General features: G+C 62.7%; 18 protein-coding genes. 12 read left to right on the top strand and 6 right to left on the bottom strand.

Annotated features, from left to right (window positions below; translation table 11 throughout):
* Positions 1 to 165: 165 nt before the first annotated feature.
* A complete protein-coding gene (locus tag OQ248_RS07140; protein ID WP_085711264.1) occupies positions 166 to 1,443 on the bottom strand; it encodes an acetyl-CoA C-acetyltransferase in 1,278 nt (425 codons plus the stop codon).
* Between the two features lie 177 nt (positions 1,444 to 1,620).
* Between OQ248_RS07140 and OQ248_RS07145 the strand changes: the two genes are divergently transcribed.
* The 4 genes from OQ248_RS07145 to OQ248_RS07160 all read left to right on the top strand — a co-directional run bounded on the left by OQ248_RS07145 (position 1,621) and on the right by OQ248_RS07160 (position 7,525).
* Entirely contained in the window at positions 1,621 to 2,973 is a 1,353-nt protein-coding gene (locus OQ248_RS07145) for a 3-oxoacyl-ACP reductase (RefSeq protein ID WP_265812425.1), read from the top strand.
* Positions 2,974 to 2,975: 2 nt separating this feature from the next.
* On the top strand, positions 2,976 to 3,830 hold the full coding sequence (locus tag OQ248_RS07150) for a MaoC/PaaZ C-terminal domain-containing protein (protein WP_265812426.1): 855 nt from the start codon (positions 2,976 to 2,978) through the stop codon (positions 3,828 to 3,830).
* Between the two features lie 348 nt (positions 3,831 to 4,178).
* Entirely contained in the window at positions 4,179 to 5,720 is a 1,542-nt protein-coding gene (locus OQ248_RS07155) for a collagen-like triple helix repeat-containing protein (protein WP_265812427.1), read from the top strand.
* A gap of 134 nt (positions 5,721 to 5,854) precedes the next feature.
* Entirely contained in the window at positions 5,855 to 7,525 is a 1,671-nt protein-coding gene (locus OQ248_RS07160) for a POTRA domain-containing protein (protein WP_265812428.1), read from the top strand.
* 81 nt (positions 7,526 to 7,606) lie between these two features.
* Here the strand turns inward: OQ248_RS07160 and OQ248_RS07165 are convergent, their stop codons facing one another.
* The 3 genes from OQ248_RS07165 to OQ248_RS07175 form a co-directional block, all read right to left on the bottom strand.
* Positions 7,607 to 8,014 (bottom strand): response regulator, encoded by a 408-nt coding sequence (locus OQ248_RS07165; protein ID WP_085732763.1) that lies wholly within the window; start codon positions 8,012 to 8,014, stop codon positions 7,607 to 7,609.
* A gap of 63 nt (positions 8,015 to 8,077) precedes the next feature.
* The gene (locus OQ248_RS07170) at positions 8,078 to 8,290 is read right to left on the bottom strand and encodes a Flp family type IVb pilin (protein WP_265812429.1); all 213 of its coding nucleotides are present in this window, start codon (positions 8,288 to 8,290) and stop codon (positions 8,078 to 8,080) included.
* 117 nt (positions 8,291 to 8,407) lie between these two features.
* Positions 8,408 to 8,617 (bottom strand): Flp family type IVb pilin, encoded by a 210-nt coding sequence (locus OQ248_RS07175; protein WP_085711257.1) that lies wholly within the window; start codon positions 8,615 to 8,617, stop codon positions 8,408 to 8,410.
* Positions 8,618 to 8,948: 331 nt separating this feature from the next.
* Here OQ248_RS07175 and cpaB point away from each other — a divergent pair, with 331 nt between their 5' ends.
* From cpaB to OQ248_RS07215, 8 genes are read left to right on the top strand one after another with little or no spacing between them, the layout of a single operon-like run.
* The gene (cpaB, locus tag OQ248_RS07180) at positions 8,949 to 9,890 is read left to right on the top strand and encodes a Flp pilus assembly protein CpaB (protein WP_265812430.1); all 942 of its coding nucleotides are present in this window, start codon (positions 8,949 to 8,951) and stop codon (positions 9,888 to 9,890) included.
* A 20-nt stretch (positions 9,891 to 9,910) separates the two neighbouring features.
* Entirely contained in the window at positions 9,911 to 11,134 is a 1,224-nt protein-coding gene (locus OQ248_RS07185; protein WP_265812431.1) for a type II and III secretion system protein family protein, read from the top strand.
* Complete coding sequence (locus OQ248_RS07190; protein ID WP_265812432.1) at positions 11,131 to 12,321, top strand: pilus assembly protein; 1,191 nt, start codon at positions 11,131 to 11,133, stop codon at positions 12,319 to 12,321. The genes OQ248_RS07185 and OQ248_RS07190 overlap by 4 nt, the downstream gene beginning before the upstream one ends.
* A complete protein-coding gene (locus tag OQ248_RS07195; protein ID WP_265812433.1) occupies positions 12,318 to 13,586 on the top strand; it encodes a CpaF family protein in 1,269 nt (422 codons plus the stop codon). The genes OQ248_RS07190 and OQ248_RS07195 overlap by 4 nt, the downstream gene beginning before the upstream one ends.
* 18 nt (positions 13,587 to 13,604) lie before the next feature.
* On the top strand, positions 13,605 to 14,489 hold the full coding sequence (locus tag OQ248_RS07200) for a type II secretion system F family protein (protein WP_265812434.1): 885 nt from the start codon (positions 13,605 to 13,607) through the stop codon (positions 14,487 to 14,489).
* 1 nt (position 14,490) lies between these two features.
* Positions 14,491 to 15,375 (top strand): type II secretion system F family protein, encoded by an 885-nt coding sequence (locus OQ248_RS07205; RefSeq protein WP_265812435.1) that lies wholly within the window; start codon positions 14,491 to 14,493, stop codon positions 15,373 to 15,375.
* A 15-nt stretch (positions 15,376 to 15,390) separates the two neighbouring features.
* A complete protein-coding gene (locus OQ248_RS07210; RefSeq protein WP_265812436.1) occupies positions 15,391 to 16,113 on the top strand; it encodes a tetratricopeptide repeat protein in 723 nt (240 codons plus the stop codon).
* A 16-nt stretch (positions 16,114 to 16,129) separates the two neighbouring features.
* Positions 16,130 to 16,402 (top strand): DUF3613 domain-containing protein, encoded by a 273-nt coding sequence (locus OQ248_RS07215; protein WP_085711249.1) that lies wholly within the window; start codon positions 16,130 to 16,132, stop codon positions 16,400 to 16,402.
* Between the two features lie 50 nt (positions 16,403 to 16,452).
* Here OQ248_RS07215 and OQ248_RS07220 read toward each other — a convergent pair whose 3' ends face one another.
* Together OQ248_RS07220 and OQ248_RS07225 are read right to left on the bottom strand one after the other, a co-directional pair.
* Complete coding sequence (locus OQ248_RS07220; RefSeq protein WP_279309474.1) at positions 16,453 to 17,229, bottom strand: response regulator transcription factor; 777 nt, start codon at positions 17,227 to 17,229, stop codon at positions 16,453 to 16,455.
* A 125-nt stretch (positions 17,230 to 17,354) separates the two neighbouring features.
* The gene (locus tag OQ248_RS07225) at positions 17,355 to 17,825 is read right to left on the bottom strand and encodes a prepilin peptidase (RefSeq protein WP_085711248.1); all 471 of its coding nucleotides are present in this window, start codon (positions 17,823 to 17,825) and stop codon (positions 17,355 to 17,357) included.
* Between the last annotated feature and the right edge of the window lie 38 nt (positions 17,826 to 17,863).

A 17,863-nucleotide genomic window follows, 5' to 3' on the forward strand; every position in this document is an offset into this window, starting at 1 on the left:
GAGGTGTCTTGCGTCATACATCGACCTGAAAGATCGAGTCGATTACGGATTCAACAACGTTCTTTCAGGTCGGCGTACTTCTGAAGCATCCCCCAATCAGTCCCCTCTCCCTCCGGGCGGTCCGACGTTTCGGGAGGGTTAGGGTGAGGGAAAGCTTTTGCTCTTCTAGCGCTCGATGATGGCAGTCACCCCCTGCCCCCCCGCCGCACAAATCGAAATCAACCCTCGCCCCCGCCCCGCCGCATCGAGCAACTTCGCCAGGTTCGCCACAATCCGCCCGCCCGTCGCGGCAAACGGGTGCCCCGCCGCCAGCGAGCTGCCCTTGACGTTCAAACGGCTGCGATCAATCGAGCCCAACGGCGCATCCAGCCCCAATCGGGTCTTGCAGTACTCCGGATCCTCCCAGGCCTTCAATGTGCACAACACCTGCGCGGCAAATGCCTCGTGGATTTCGTAGTAGTCGAAATCCTGCAAGGTCAGCCCATTGCGCGCCAGCAAGCGTGGCACCGCATACACCGGAGCCATCAGCAGCCCTTCGGCGCCGTTGACGAAATCCACCGCCGCCGCTTCGCCGTCGCGCAGATACGCGAGGATCGGCAAGCCACGTTCCTTGGCCCATTCTTCGCTACCGAGCAACACCACCGACGCGCCATCGGTCAGCGGTGTGGAGTTACCGGCGGTCAGCGTGCCCTTGGCGCTTTTCTCGAAGGCCGGCTTCAGGGTCGCGAGTTTTTCCAGGGTCAGGTCCGGGCGCAGGTTGTTGTCGCGGGTCAGGCCGAGGAACGGCGTCATCAGGTCGTTGTGCCAGCCTTCGCTGTAGGACGCGGCGAGTTTGTGGTGGCTTTCGAGGGCCAGTTGATCCTGCTCCTCGCGAGGGATGTTCCAGGTCTGCGCCATCAGCTCGCAGTGCTGGCCCATCGACAGGCCGGTGCGCGGTTCGCCGTTGCGCGGGAATTCGGGGATCAGGTGTTTCGGACGCAATTGCAGGAAAGTCTTGAGTTTGTCGCCGGTGGTCTTGGCGCGGTTGGCTTGCAGGAGGATTTTGCGCAGGCCTTCGCTGACGCTGATCGGCGCGTCCGACGTGGTGTCGACACCGCCGGCAATGCCGCAATCGATCTGGCCGAGAGCGATCTTGTTCGCCACCAGCAGCGCCGCTTCCAGACCGGTACCGCAGGCCTGCTGGATGTCATAGGCCGGAGTGGCCGGTGACAGACGCGAGCCGAGCACACATTCGCGGGTCAGGTTCATATCCCGTGACAATTTCAGCACCGCCCCCGCGACCACTTCACCCATGCGCTGGCCGTGCAGGTTGTAGCGTTCGATCAGGCCTTCCAGGGCAGCGGTGAGCATCACCTGATTGCTCGCGGTGGCGTACGGGCCGTTGGAACGGGCGAACGGAATGCGGTTGCCACCAATGATCGCGACGCGGCGCAGCTGACTCATGAAAAACTCCTTGTGAAATATCCAGTCTGAAAATCGGGCACTGAAAATCCCGCCGGGCCCCAAAAACACCGGGGGCAAACTACTCTGCTGTTCTAGCGTAGGCCTAAATGTGTGGATCGAACGATTGATTGCCCTTCGCAGTCCACACTTTGAACCCCATCTTCTGGAGAGCGTTCCATGTCTGACCGCTATATCGACTTCGCCAACTCGTCCATCGGCCACCGTCTGGTCGGGGCCCTGGGCCTGCCGTCGCCGGTGCGGCTGGAACGCTGGCAGGCCGGGCGCCTGCGGCCGGTGGAGGGCGCGCTGCTGATCGGCGGCGGGCCGCTGGCCGAACGGGTCAGCGCCTTCGCCAACCGGCTGACCGATGCCATTTACCGCTACGGCGACCAGCCTGCGTCCGCCACCCAATGGATTCCCGGCCATGGCCCGAAGCTCAAGGCTGTAGTGTTCGACGCCAGCGATCTGCAGCACACCGACCAGCTCAAGCAACTGCGCGAGTTCTTCCAGCCGCTGATGAAGAACCTCGACAACAGCGCGCATCTGGTGATCCTCGGTCGCGCCCCGGAAACCCTGCGTGAACCGTTTGCCGCCAGTGCTCAACGGGCACTTGAAGGTTTCTCCCGTTCGCTGGCCAAGGAGTTGCGCAGCGGCGGCACGCTGCAATTGATCTACGTGGGCGAAGGCGCCGAAGATCAGCTTGAAGGGCCGCTGCGGTTTTTCCTCTCGCCGAAAAGTGCATTCGTTTCCGGGCAAGTGATTCGCCTGAATCCTTGCGCCACACCGGTAACCGACTGGACGCGCCCATTGGCCGGGCGCAAGGCGCTGGTCACCGGCGCGGCTCGCGGCATCGGCGCCTCCATCGCCGAAACCCTGGCCCGTGACGGCGCCGAAGTGATCCTGCTTGACGTACCGCCAGCGAAAACCGATCTGGAAGCCCTGGCCGCGCGCCTCGGCGGCCGTGCCATCACCCTCGACATCTGCGCCGAAGACGCTGCCGCGCAACTGATCGAACAGTTGCCGGACGGGCTCGACGTTCTGGTGCACAACGCCGGCATCACCCGCGACAAGACCCTGGCCAACATGACGCCCGAGTTCTGGGACGCGGTGCTGGCGGTCAACCTCAACGCGCCGCAAGTGCTGACCAAGGCCCTGCTCGACAGCGGCACCTTGCGTGATAACGCGCGAGTGATTCTGCTGGCCTCCATCAGCGGCATTGCCGGCAATCGCGGGCAGACCAATTACGCGGCGAGCAAGGCCGGACTGATCGGACTGGCCCAGGCCTGGGCACCAACGCTGCTGGAACGCGGCATCAGCATCAACGCCGTGGCGCCAGGTTTCATCGAAACCCAAATGACCGCGCACATTCCGTTCGGCCTGCGCGAAGCCGGACGACGCATGAGTTCGCTGGGCCAGGGTGGCCTGCCGCAAGACGTCGCCGAAGCCGTGGCTTGGCTGGCGCAACCGGGCACTGGCGCGTTCACCGGGCAGGCGCTACGGGTCTGTGGACAAAGTGTTCTGGGGGCTTAGGCATGAGCATCGAATGGCACACGCTGCACCGCGAGCCGAGCCTGCCCGGGCTGTATGTCCGGGCGGCGACCCGGCGCAAAATTACCGGCACCACGCTGCCCGACAGCGGCTTGCGCTGCTGGGTCGACGTCGATGGCAAACGTCTGGCGGCCTATCGCAAGGTCTGCGGTTTTGCCGATGACGGACTGCTGCCGCCGACGTATCCACACGTCCTGGCGTTTGCGTTGCAGATGCAACTGCTTACGGCCAAGGACTTTCCGTTTCCGTTGCTGGGATTGATCCATCTGAGCAACCGCATTCGCGTGCTGCGGCCGATGGGCGGGATCAGTCGGGCGCAGGTCAGCGTTCGGGTGCACAACCTGCAACCCCATCCGAAAGGCGCGACGTTCGACCTGCTGACCACTCTCGACGATCAGCTCGGCCCGCTATGGGAAGCCGAAAGCCGGATGCTCTGTCGCGGCGTGAAACTCGATGGCCAAGCGCTTGAACAAACCTGGGAACCCGCGCTGCCACTGATGCAGGTGGCGCACTGGAAAGCCCCGGCAGACATCGGCCGGCAGTACGCCAAAGTCTCCGGCGACTACAACCCGATCCACCTGAGCGCGGCCAGTGCAAAGCTGTTCGGTTTCCCTACCGCCATTGCCCACGGCCTGTGGAACAAGGCCCGTACGCTGGCGGCACTGACGGATCACCTGCCCCGGGCCAATCTGGAAGTCACCGTGCATTTTCGCAAGCCTGTACGCCTGCCGAGCGAGGTGTCATTGTTCGCAAGCGCTGCAGGATCCAGCGGTGAATTGCGTCTGATCGGCGCCGGGGATCTGGAACACATGGTCGGCAACTGGCAACCGATTGCCTGAATCGATACGCCGCTTCGGCCGCTCTCCCGTCCCTGGCGGGAGGCGGATTACAGCGGAGCAACATGATTAATTGTGTATATAACTTAAGTTTTTACGCCCGCCACCCGTCCGCAAGTCAAATATCAAGCCTTGATTTTCAAGGCTTTTTTTTGCGCGTTTATATCCTCGGCATTAGTCGTTAAGCAGCACGTTCACCAATCTATATAAAGGCGTTAATACCAACTCGAGAATGGTGTGGATCCAGCCTTGCGATTGATATGGGCACAACGGGCGAAGGCATTGCCGGCGGCAGAATCGGCGGGCCATCGAAGACAACGAACGTTGTGACAGGTGCAAGGAATTACCATCATGAAAACTCAAGTGTGGTGCAAATCGGCAACAGCGCTGGCATTGATCCTCTCCCTCGGCCTGGCCGGCTGCAGCAGCGGTGGTGGCGGTCATCACAGCAGCTCCAGCAGCTCGACTCCGGACAGTTCCACCGCCGGCACTGGCGGAACAAGCGGCAGCGGCGGTACGACCGGGACCGGCGGCACTGCAGGAACGGGCGGAACGGGCGGCACCGGCACCACCGACCCGACCAATCCGACTAATCCAACCAACCCGACGGATCCGACCAACCCCACCAACCCGAGCACACCGCAGGCACTGGTCACCTCGACGCTGGTGCAGGATGTCGGCAGCACTGTTGCCGGTGTCGGTAGCGGTGTCGGTCAGGTCGGTGACTCCCTCAGTGGTGTGCCCGTGGTCGGCGGTGTGGTGCAAAGCGCTGCCAAAACCGCCGGCAACGTGGTGACTACGCTGGGCGATGGCGTGGCCAACGGTCTCGGCAAACTCGGCACCACCGACAACGGCCTGGGTGTCACCGCCTCGGCGGTCGGCGGCGTGGTGCAGGATGTCGGCAACGGCGTATCGGACCTGAGCGGCAAACTGGCCACCGCCACCGGCAGCGTTCCCGTGGTCGGCGGCGTGGTGACCAAAGTTGCGCCGTTGCTCAACGGGGTAGGTGAAAAAGTCACCATGCTCGGCGACACCCTGAGCACGGCCACAACCACCGGCCCACTCGGTTCGGTGACCAAAGACGTCGGCAACGGCCTCGTACCGGTGATCGCCATGGTCGAAAGCACCACCGACAAACTTGGCAGCGCCACCGGACTGGGTAATCCCGTGAACGGCCTGCTGCAGAAAGTCGGCAGCACCGTCGACGGCGTGGGCGACAACGTCACCGCGGCCGGTAACGGCAACGCCCTGACCGACACCGTCGGCGGCGCCCTGAGCAATGTCGGCACTGCCGTGGGCAAGGCCGGCGGGCTGGTGGACAACGGCACCGGATCGGGCACCGGCGTGGGTGGCGGGCTCGGCAACAATGGCTTGCTGCAGACCGTCGGCGGCGCGGTGTCAAACGTCGGCACCGGACTGGCAACTGGCAACGGCGCACTCGGCGCACCTGGCGGCGTATTGGCTTCGGTCGGCAATACCGTGGCTTCGCTCAACACCGTACTGGGTGGTTCGGGCACACCGATCACTGCACCCACTACACCACTGGCCACGCTGGGTGGCACTGTCGGTGGCGGACTCGCGCCAGTCACCAGCGCCGTCACCAACCTGACCCAGAACGTCGGCAGCGCCACCGGGCTCGGTACTCCGGTGGCCGGCATCACCAGCCAGGTCGGCGGTGCGGTGGGTAATCTCGGTGGCGCCATCGCCGCCACCAACAACCCGGTCACCACCGCCGTCGGTGGCCTGGTCAGCAACGTGGGCGGTACCGTGGCGGCGGTCGGTGGGCTGGTCAACGGTGGCGCATCCACCGGTGGTACCGGCACTGGCACCGCTGGCGGTCTGGGCGGCGTACTCGGTGGCCTGACTGGCGCACTGGGCGGCAACAAACGCTGAATTGCACCTGGCCGATTCGACGGCCGAACCTACAGCGCCTACGCTTGGTTGAGGGCGGAAGACTCCCGCGAGTCTTCCGCTTTTTTTCTTAGGAAAACCCTGCCCGGTGCTGCGGTTTGAACATGGAGTGTCCTATGCGCGTTATGGCATCCCTGCTGTTGCTCAGTCTCAGTTCCACCGCCCTCGCCGACACCCTGCCCAGCTTTCTCAACAGTAACGAAACCATCCGCAATCTGCCGGTGCCGAACCTGCCTGCCGACGCCTACCGGCCGAGCGCAGCTCCGCTGCAAGTCCCGGAACCCGGTGCCGCAGCGGCCGAGCCGTTGATGATGGGCACGAAGATCAACCTGAAAACCGTGCAGATCGAAGGCGGCACGATCTACCCGCTCAACGAACTGGCAGAGATCTACAAGCCTCTGATCGGCCATGAGTCCAGCCTTGCCGACCTGATCGAAGCCACCCGCAACATCACCCGACGCTACCAGAACGACGGTTATCTGCTGTCCTACGCCTTCCTGCCGAAACAGAATTTCGATAACGGTGTGGCGCGCGTAGTGCTGGTGGAAGGCTATGTGCGGGATGTGCAGGTGCAGGGCGACGTGGGCCGGGTCAAGGGACTGCTCGACAGACTGGCGGCGAAAATCCAGGCAGAACGTCCTCTGACCCGCAAGACATTCGAACGCTACACCACCCTGATGACCCGCATTCCCGGCGTCACGATCCAGGCCCAGGTGCCACCGCCGGGGACCACCGACGGTGCGACCACGCTGGTCGCCCAGGCCAGCCGCAAACCCTTCACCAGTTCCTTGAGCACCACCGAAGACAACCGCAAGGGCACGCAGGCCCTGCTCGGTGTGAGCAGCAACTCGCAGACGTCGATGGGCGAACAGCTGACGCTCAGCGGGCTGTTTCCACCGGGAAAGGATCACGAGCATTACTACCGTCTGGACTACAGCCAGTTCCTCGACGCCGAAGGCACGCAACTGAACCTGTCCGCCTCGCGCTACCGTGCCGACCCCGGCACCAACGTCGCGCTGGACAATGGCCTGGAGCTCAAGCCCCACCGCGAGAATGACCGCTACTCGGTCGGCTTCAGCCTGCCGCTGATTGCCGCCTCGAACGAACTGCTGACCGCCGGCGCGCGCCTGTACGCGGTCAACGACAAGACCCGCTATAACGTGATCGGCTATCCGTTGAGTGTCGAAGAGCGTACCGACATCCGCGCCCTCGCCTTCGAAAGCGACTGGCGCAAGGCCGACGCCCGCCAGTTGAGGATTCTCAGCGGCGGCGTCTATCAAGGGCTGGACAGCATGGGCGCGCACACCAACAACAGCGCCATCGATCTCAATTTCCTGCGCCTGCGCCTTTCCGGGGTGCAGAGCGACAAGTTCTTCGATAACTGGCAAGGCGTGCTGTCCGGCGCGCTGTACTGGACCGACGACACCCTGCCCGACAGCGAGCGCGCGGTGTTTGGCGGGCAGAACTTCGGCCGTGGCTACCCGGACGATCAGGCGTCCGGCGACAAGGGCTGGGGCGTGGCTTACGAGATCAACTACAGCTTCAACCGCGACGGCAACTGGGTGCGCATCCTGCAACCCTATGTCGTGCTCGACCGTTCCCGCAGCTGGTTCAACCAGTTGCCGGTGCAGGCCAACAGCCTGTCATCGGCAGCCGTGGGCCTCAGGTTTGGCGATGCCAGGTACTACAACATCGCCCTGGAAGCGGCCAAACCCATGTCGGATGAAGCGCTGGATACCTACAACCGCCGGCCGCGCTACAGCATCAGCTTCAGCTATCAGCTGTAGCCATCGGGCGCCGGATTGAAGTTCTTTTGCAGTGACCGTCAGCCTAGAGACCACTGACGGTCACTGCAGCGGCTTCAAGATTCAGGAAACATTGACCCTGGGCTTGGGAAACAGGTTGTCGAGGGTTTCCAGCAGCCGCACGTGATAGATCGGCTTGCGGAACAGGTCCAGCACCTGCAGGCGCAGCATGTCACTGACGTCTTCCATGTCCGCATGCCCCGACGTCACGATCACCGGCAGGTGCTGGCGCGAGGTGTGTTCGCGCAGGCGTTTGATCAGCGACATGCCGCTTTCCTCCGGCATGCGCAGATCGGTGATCACCAGGGCGATGTCGGGATGGCGGGTCAGATGGTGCAGGGCGAGCTTCACCGAGGTCGCGGTATGACAGACGAAGCCCTCGCCCTCCAGCAACTCCGCCAACTCGAGCAATGCGTCCTCTTCATCGTCAACCAGAAGCAACTGTTGGCGGGGCAGTGAAGAAGCAGTCATTGGTCAATCCCTGAGAAACTGAAGGTGGAACCGAGTGTAGTGCGAGATTTGCCACCCATCGAGTCAGGGCAACTGCGTCGGCGCAGTCTGTGCCGTACCGCCAAGGGCCACGAGGATGTTGTTGAAGATTGCCAGCACCTTGGTGCCTACCGGCGTTACAAATACCACAACCACAATGGCGACCATCGCCACCACAATTGCATACTCGATAGCCGACGCCGCTTCGGTGCTTGCCAGGAACGACCGGGCACGCATCATCAGGTATTCGAAGAACATGGACATTCTCCTTCATGCCCGGGATTTTCCGGGCACCGGAAAGCCAATGATCGGAGCAATGCCTGAACGCTCCTGCTCAGCAGCAGACAGGCATCGACAGAGGGAGAGAGCGTCCGGTCAAGGAATGCCGGGCTTGGTCGGGGCAGTGCCGCCGAGCGAGGTCAGGATCGCGCTGAAAATATTGAAGACCTTGGTGCCCATCGGTGTCACGAACACCACGACCACCACCGCCACCATCGCTACCACGATCGCGTACTCGATAGCCGAAGCCCCTTCCTCACTCTTGAAAAACAAACGGGCTCTGGCCAGCAGATAATCGAGAATCATACGTCCACTCCTTTGCGCCCATGGCGCCGATGTCGCGACAGCGGCAAAGCTTCCACCGTGCTATCTGAGCATTGTCAACAAAGCCCCCGTCAACAACTGTAAGAACGGATTAATCACAAAGGATTAACCGCTTCGTCGTTCCCCGGATTTCGACTGCTAATTGGCCAACACTCATACTTTCGTAGGTTATTTGCCGGCCAGTAATGGCGTTTTGGCTTGTTTCAGCTAGCGTGGAAATAGCGAAATAGTTGGATGTTCATAGCTGCCTGATTGCGATGTTCCCTTGGTTGGAAGTGCGGGCTGGTAGTGCAGCAGGAAAGGGAGAGCCGTCATGAACAGTCGTGTCACCATGGGTCTTGCCGCCGTGCTTCTGCTGGGGGCCATCGTCGTCGGCTACTGGGGCCTGGTCCTCAGCCGGCAACCGGCGCCGGTTGCCGAGGCACCGGCGCCTGCGGTGGTCACCGTGGAAAAGACTGTCGCCGCCGCCGAAGACCAGACCCGCCAGCCAGTGGTGGTGCTGGTGCATGATGCCCCGCCGTTCACCCCCCTCACCGCCGCCGACCTGGCCATCGAAAAACTGCGCAGCGCCCCCGCCGGCAGCCTGAGTGCCATCGATCAGGCCGTGGGCCGCACGCCATGGCGTCACCTGAGTGCCGGCACCTGGCTCAACGCTGAAAGCTTCGAAGCGGGTGGCGCGCTGGCGCGCATGATCCACAGCGACGAGCGCGCGCTGGCGGTGTCGGTCGATGAAGTGATCGGTGCCGCCGGGCAACTGATGCCCGGCGATTACGTCGATGTGTTGCTGTACCTGCGCCAGGACGCCAGCAACCCGCAGCAGTCGGCGCAGATTGTAGTACCGGCGATGCGCGTACTCGGCGTCGGCGAACAGTACGGCCTGACCAACGACGGTCAGCCGACCACACCCGCGCTGAGCACCGACGACAAGCTCAAACAGGATCAGCGCCGGATCACTGCGCGCACCGTGGTGCTGGCGGTACCGGAACAACTGCTGAGCCGGATGATGCTCGCCACCCAGGTCGGCACCTTGCGCCTGGCCGTGCGCAGCAGTGAGGAACAGCGTCTGGCCAAATACTGGGCCGGCGAAAACCAGGTACCGGACAAACTGGTCGCCGCCAACAGCCAACTCTTCCAGTTCACCCAGCTGGCCCTCGGCAGTGCGCCGAAAGTCCCGTCCAGCGGCGAGCACAGCGGCGCAGTGCGGCCGGCGGTGGAAGTGATTCGCGGCAATCAGATCACCCAACAGAATCCATGACAGAGCAAGGATCCAAGTGCATGCAGAGTCGTTTCTGGCCGACCTTCAATCCCCTGCTCCGGGCCTTACTGTTGACGGCACTGTCGATCAACGCCGCCCAGGCCGCCACCGGCAACTGTTCGGCCCTGAGCCGCTTGCCGCCGGTAATCGAAGTCAATGAAGGCTGGCAAAAGGATCTGCAATCGCCGGTGGCAATCACCCGCCTGGCCATTGGCGATCCGAAAATCGCTGACGTGCACGCCACCGGCAACTCGTCGTTCCTGCTCACGGGTGTAGCCCCCGGTGCCACCAGCCTGATGGTCTGGACCGGCTGCTCCAGCGAACCGCGCCAGAGCATGGTATTTGTCCAGGGTGCCGCCACGAACGCCCTCACCGGCGCCGGTCCGTTGCCTTCAGATGACGCGCAGCTGCCTTCGCAGGTCCAGACCGATATTCGCTTCGTCGAAGTCAGCCGTACCAAGCTCAAACAGGCCTCGGCCAAGCTGATCGGCACCCGCGGCAACTTCCTGTTCGGCTCCCCCGGGACACTGCCGCCCATCGATGGTGTGCCGCAGCCGCGACTGCCGGTGGATAACTCACTGTTCAACTTCTCGTGGATCGGCGGCAATACCATGGCGATCATCAACGCCCTTGAAGGCAGCGGCTTCGCCTACACCCTCGCGCGGCCAAGCCTGGTGGCGCTGAACGGGCAGAGCGCGAGCTTCCTCGCCGGTGGCCAGATCCCGATCCCGGTCCCCAGCGCCGGCAGCGACAGCGTGTCCATCGAATACAAGGAGTTCGGCATCCGCCTGACCCTGACGCCCACGATCATCAGCCACGACCGCATTGCCCTGAAAGTCGCGCCGGAAGTCAGCGAACTGGACTTCAGCAATGCGGTGCAGATCGCCGGCACCACGGTGCCGGCGCTGACCATCCGCCGCACCGACACCAGCATTTCCCTCGCCGATGGCGAGAGCTTTGTCATCAGCGGCCTGATCAGCACCACCAACAGTTCCCAGGTCGACAAGTTTCCGGGGCTCGGCGATATCCCGGTGCTCGGGGCGTTTTTCAAAAGCTCGCAGATCAAACGCGAAGAGCGCGAGCTGCTGATGATCGTCACCCCCCATCTGGTGCGCCCACTGTCGGCGGAAGCGCAACTGCCGTCGCTGCCGGGAGAAAAACTGCGCAACTACGACCCGAACTTCTATCGCATGTTCTTCATGGAAAACGGCAACTTCGACAAGCGCAGCGGGTTGTCCCAATGAGCCAGAGCCTGAGCCAGACCTTTCTCGCCATCACCCGCAACACCACTGATCTGGAGTGGCTGCAAAGTGCGCTCGCGCCGCTGGGGCAAGTGGTCAGCGCCGGTACGGGCAGCCTCGATGAATTGCTCGCGCTGGTGGATGTCACCTTCGCCAGCCTGGTGTTCGTCGGCCTCGACCGTGAACACGTGGTGGCCCAGAGCGCGCTGATCGAAGGTGCGCTGGAAGCCAAGCCGATGCTGGCGATCGTCGCCCTCGGCGACGGCATGGACAATCAGTTGGTGCTCAACGCCATGCGCGCCGGGGCACGGGATTTTGTCGCCTACGGTTCGCGCTCCAGCGAAGTGGCCGGGCTGGTGCGCCGCCTGAGCAAACGCATGCCGCCGGTGACCCACAACACGCAACTGGGTGGCCTGACGGTACTGTACGGTGTGCAGAGCAGTTCCGACGGCGCGCTGTTGTCCAACCATATGGCGCTGGTGGTGCAAAAGAGCGGGCAACAGACGCTGCTGCTGGATCTCGGCCTGCCCCGTGGTGACAGCCTGGCGCTGCTGGGGCTGGAGAGCTCGTTCCACTTCGGCGATGCCTTGCGCCACCTGCGCAGACTCGACGCGACGCTGATCGACAGCGCCTTCACCAGCGCCGAATCCGGGCTGCGGATTCTCGCGTACGCCGACAATGACGAACCGCTGGAAAGCACCAGCGCCGCCGAGCTGTACATGCTGCTCAGCGCCTTGCGCCAGCACTTCCAGCACATTGTCGTGAACCTCACCGGCCAGCCTGACAGCGAAGCCTTGCGCACCTTTGTCAGCCATTGCGACAAGCTGATCTGGTACACCGACCAGAACGTGCTCAATTGCCGGCGCAACCTGGCAATGTTCAACCTGTGGCGGGAAAAAGGCATGAAGCTCGATCACGGACGGCTGTTGGTCGACCGCTATCTGAGCAACGTCGCGCCGGATGCGGACACCCTCGGCAAGACCTTCAATCTGGAAGTGATCGCCGTGCTGGCCCTGAGTCCGGAACTGCGTCTGAATGCCAAGAATCAGGGCGTCAGCCTGTTTGAACTGGCTCCCCGGGAAAAACTCACCCAGAGCCTGCGGGCGCTTGGCGAACGACTGGCCAAACGCTCCGAAGGCCTGGCCAAACCCAAGGTCACCTGGTTCGACCGATTGCGGGGCAGCTCATGAGTCCGGAAAAACTTTTCGGTGCCCCGGCTCGCGGTCAGTCGGGCAACACCGACCACGAAGGCCTGAAACTGGTCCTGCATCGCTACATCATCGATGCCATCGAAGAGTCCGGGAAAAACCTGCTGGAAGGTTCACGGCAGTTGCTGGCGCAGTTTGTCACCGACAAGGTCGCCGAATACATCGCTCGTCTGCACCTGGCGATTTCCCGCTACGAGATGGAGCGGCTGGCGGAAGAAATCGTCGATGAACTGACCGGTTTCGGCCCGCTGGAAGTGTTGCTGCGCGACAGCGCCGTGACCGAGATCCTGGTCAACGGCCCACACCGGGTATTCGTCGAGCGCGACGGTGTGCTGCATCAGAGTGACCTGCGCTTCATCGATGCGCACCACGTCGAACGGGTCATGCAGCGCATTCTCGCGCCGCTCGGACGACGGCTCGACGAGTCGTCGCCGATGGTCGATGCGCGCCTGCCCGACGGCAGCCGGGTCAACGCAATCATCCCGCCGATCGCCCTTGACGGGCCGTGTCTGTCGATTCGAAAGTTCCGCAAGGACATGCTCAAGAGCAGCGACCTGATCGCCATGCAGACCATCGACCTGGCGATCTTCGATTGCCTGCAGGAAGCGGTGGGCAAGCGCTGCAACATCCTGATCAGCGGCGGCACCGGTACCGGCAAGACCACGTTGTTGAACATTCTCAGTCAGTTGATCAACCCTCACGAACGGCTGGTGACCATCGAGGACGTCGCCGAACTGCAGCTCGGCCACCCGCACGTGGTGCGCCTGGAAACCCGGCCGCCGAACGCCGAGGGTCATGGCGAGGTCAAGGCCAGCGACCTGATCCGCAACGCCCTGCGGATGCGCCCGGACCGGATCATTCTCGGCGAGATCCGTGGCGTCGAAGTGCTCGACGTGCTGACGGCGATGAACACCGGCCACGACGGTTCGATGAGCACGGTCCACGCCAACAATGCCCAGGATGCGTTGCTGCGTCTGGAAACCCTGGTCGGCCTGACCGGTCGCACGGTGGCCGAGCGCACGTTGCGGCAAATGATCTGTGCCGCGCTCGACATGATCATCCAGTTGACCCGCATGCCCGACGGCCGCCGCTGCGTGAGCGAGGTGGTGGAAGTGGTCGGCGTGCGCGAAGACATCTACGTCACCAACACCTTGTTCCGCCTCGATCGACGCACCGGGTTCGGCTTCCTTCGCGAAGCGGTCAACCCGGCCGGCGACAAGTTGCGGCACGAGTCGAGCCTGGGCTGAGCGCATGGAGCTTTCGTCATGATGGGGCCGGTGATTCTCATCGTCATTTGCCTGATGCTGCTGGGGCTGTCGATTCGCCTGTTCCTGCATGGCGTGCGCAAAACCGCCAACGAACGGGTGCTCACGCGACTGGCCGCCGGGCAACCGCAGACAGCGCCCGGCAAAACTACTTGGACGGGACTCGAACGCATGTTCCTGCGGGCCGGCCTGGGCCGCCCCGGCGAGCGTCTGGGGTTGTGGCTGGCGTTATGGGCCATCGCGATAATGCTGGGTTACCTGACCGCCGAGTGGATCGGCCTGCTGATCATGATGCTGGCGCCGCCCCTGGTGTTGCGCCTGTACATCGCGTGGCTGTATCGCCGCCGGCTCAACCGCATGATCGAGCAACTGCCGCAACTGCTGGACCACACCGTGCGCAGCCTCAAATCCGGACGCACCCTGAACGATGCCGTGCTGGGTGGCATCGACTCCAGCGAGGATCCGCTGAAGACCGCAATGGGCCGGGTCCAGCGCAACGTGCAACTGGGGGTGAACCTGCCGGATGCGGTGAGCGACTTTGCCGAGCTCTACGAACAGGACGAACTGCGCATGTTCGCCCTAGGCCTGAAGGTCAATCACCGCTACGGCGGCAATGCCAGCGAACTGCTGGAAAACCTGATCAAACTGATCCGCGAACGCGATCAGGGTGCCCGCCAGCTGCGCGCCCTGACCGGCGAAACCCGCTTGACCGCGTGGGTGCTGGGATCGCTGCCGGTGATCATCGTCAGCTACTTCATGCTGACCAATCCCGGTTACATGCTCGGCATGTGGAAAGACCCCGGCGGCCAGACCATGCTGATCATCGCGGTGGTGTTGCAGGTCATCGGCAGTCTGGCGCTGTGGCGCATGTTGAGGAGTGTCTGAGATGGTGATCCTGGCCAGTCTCATGCTGCTGCTCGGGGCGTTCTTGCTGGTCGGCAACCATTTGCTGACCGAACGTCGCCGGGTACGTCAGGTCAACCAGCGCCTGCAGGGCCATCTGGTGCGCGAGAGCCGTTTGCGCACCTTGTTGCGAGCGCTGGGCAACAGCCGGTTCGGCCAGCGTTCGGTGAGCATGGACAGCGAAACCCAGACCCTGCTCAACCGTCTCGGCTGGCGCCGGGCCAGCGAGCGCTCGCTGTTTGCCGCCTGCCAGATCGGCACGCCGTTACTGGCATTGGGCATCGGTGTGTTTCTGCAGGAAGTGTTCTTTCCCCAGGCGCCCAAGGGCTGGCTGGTGCCGATGTTCGCCACCGGTCTGGGCTACCTGCTGCCCAAGCGCCTGCTGGCCTATGCCGCCGCCCGGCGGCAGAAAATCATTTCGGTGGAGGTTTCGACGTTCATTCCTCTGCTGCGCATCCTGTTCGAGTCCGGCATGGCGGTCGAACAGGCATTGCGTGTGTTGAGCATCGAGGGGCAGAAGCTGCTGCCGGAACTGACCAGCGAATTGCGCCTGATCCTGGCCCGCGTCGATTCGGGGCTGGAGCTGGGCCAGGAGCTGAACAAGGCAGCGGTGATGCTGGCGGTGGATGAATTCACCGACACCTGCGTGATCCTGCAACAACTGATTCAACAGGGCGGCGGCGCGATGAAATCGCTGCTGGCGCTCAAGCAACTGCTGGATGACCGCCGCCTGACGCGTTTGCAGGAATACATCTCGAAGATGTCGGCGAAGATGTCGGTGGTCATGATGCTGTTCCTGTTTCCGGCCTTGCTGATCGTACTGGCGGGCCCCGGATTTACCGCAATCACCCGGGCGTTTGCGTCCTGACATGGAGAGCGTTTGATGAAAGCACTGATGGTGGTGGCAAGCCTGTTGCTGCTGGGCGGTTGCGCAACCGATGGTCAGGCGCCGTGGACCGCCATGCTGGCGCCGACCAATTGCAGCAAGCTGAGCGCCGAGCAGGAGCTGTCTCTGAATCTGGTGGACGATCTGGCCAACGACGGCAAGCTGCACGCCAGCCTGGCCAACCTGCAGGGCCTGCCCGACAACCTTGTAGAGGTGCGTCTGCGCAAGGCCAAGGTCTATCGTCTGCTGGGGCGCAGCGAAGCCGAACCGCTGTATCGCGGCCTGCTCGGCACTTGCCTGAGTGCCGACGCCGAACACGGTCTGGGTCAGCTGTATGCCGCACGCGGCGATAACGGCCAGGCGCAGGCTCATCTGCAACGGGCCGTTCGACTGGCGCCGACCAATGAAAACATCCACAACGACCTGGGAGTGGTGTACCTCAATCAGCTGCGGCTCGAAGATGCGCGCTTCGAGTTCCTCACGGCCATCGAGCTCAAGCAGAACAATCAATTGGCGACGCTGAACCTGATCACCCTGCTGATCTACCAGAACAACTGGCAACAGGCCGCCGAAATCGTCAGTCGCGCGCATCTGACGCCGGAACAGTTCACCGACGCTCAGGAGCGGGCGGAAAAACTCAAGTCCCCGATCAAGGCAAAACCTGCCACCGGCAATCAGGTCGCAGTGGCGGCCGACCCGCAACCGGCGACGATCAAGTGAACCTCAGGGAGGCCACATGAACATCTGCAAAACACTGTGCTGCATGAGTCTGTTGAGCCTGCCGCTCGGCGCACTGGCCATCGACGCCGGCCCCGCCTCGGCCCAGCAGCAGGAAACCGAAGGCTGGCTGTTACTGCAAAGCCGCAACAAAGCCGCCTCCCCCGATCCGCAGGCCGCCACGGCGACCGAGCGTGAGCTGGCCATGCAGCGCTGGCTGAAGAAATACAAATATGACATCCCCGATTTCTATGACCCCGACGCCGGGGGCAAGATCGAGAGGAAGAACTGACTGAAGGTGTCGACGCTCCTGGCCGCACGATGGCGGCCAGGCACAACGGACTAGTGCGCGGTCACCCGCTGCCGCAACGCCGCCGCACTCGGCGACAAGGCCAGTGCCAGTTGGGTGCGGTTGTGCATGTGGGTCAGGCGCAGCACCTGCGAGACGTAAAGCTTGACGGTGTTTTCAGTGATGCCCAGTTCGCAGGCGATCTGGTAGTTGGTCTGCCCCTTGCCCACCAGACGCGCCACGTCCAGTTGCCGCGGCGACAGCTGATTGAAGATGGCCGGGATCTCCAGCGCGTCGGTGTCACCCGGTGCCTGCTCACTGACGGGAGCCGGCCCGCGGCGCACCTTGTCCAGGTCCTGGTACAGATCGTCGATGGACGACGACAGGTCCTGCAGTTTCTGATTCAGGTGCCCCAATTGCAGGGTTTTCTGCCGCTCCTGCAGCACCGCCTCCTGGCGCTGCAGACCTTCGAGCAGTTCGTCCAGGTTGACGGGTTTCTGGTAGTAGTCGGCAATCCCGGCGCGCAACGCCTTGATCACATCCTGCTTGTCGGCACGGCCGGTGAGCATGATCGCCTCGAACACCCGCGCCTTGCCGGCCTGTCGCTGCAACTCCTGCACCAACTGGATGCCGTCGAGGTCCGGCATATGCAGATCGCACAGCACCAGACCGATCGCCGGATCCTCGGCAAAACGCTCGACGGCCTCTTTGCCGGACCCGCAGGGGACACAGCGATAGCCGTTGCTCTCGAGAAACTCACAGAGTTCCTCGACGATCAGCGCCTGATCATCGACAACGAGGACTTTTACCGCAGATGTAAGCTTGTTCACGTGCCACTCCATGCCCGGGCCAAAACTGACCATTCCTGTACTGTCAGCCGTTGGCCGTATAACCAGTACCTTTGAAAGTAGACGCACTTTCCGACTATGTACATAAGACTAGTGGCGTTTGGCGACTAATGGATCCAAGGTAGTACAAGGAGGAAACCGATCAGCACGAACGGCGCAAATGGCAGCTTTTTTGACATGGATGGCGCCATATATCGAAGACGATGCCTAAGCCCTTGACTCATATGCAGCCAGACTCTTGGCGCCAGCAGGATCCAGACGACGCTTGCGACGCCGGCGCCGATAAAAATCCCGAGCAACGACAGACCGTCCGTCGCAAGGCCGAGAGCTGTCATTAATTTCACATCGCCGGCCCCCATGCGCCCCATGAAATACCCCGGCAGGGTGAATGCCAGCGCCACCAGACAGGCCCAGCCGCCCTGCTCCGCTGCGGCCCCCGTCCAGGTCGTTCCGAAATACAGCAGATAAACCAGTGCCAGGGCGCCAACGCCCAACGTCATGGCATTGGCGATCCTCCGTTGGCGGGCATCCTGGGCCGCACACAAGGTCAACCAGATCAGAAGAACAAGGCTTTGCATCCGGTAAAAACCGTCCGTTTTGGCTGAATGATTCTATG

Source organism: Pseudomonas sp. COW5, assembly GCF_026240005.1.
GTDB lineage: Bacteria > Pseudomonadota > Gammaproteobacteria > Pseudomonadales > Pseudomonadaceae > Aquipseudomonas > Aquipseudomonas kribbensis.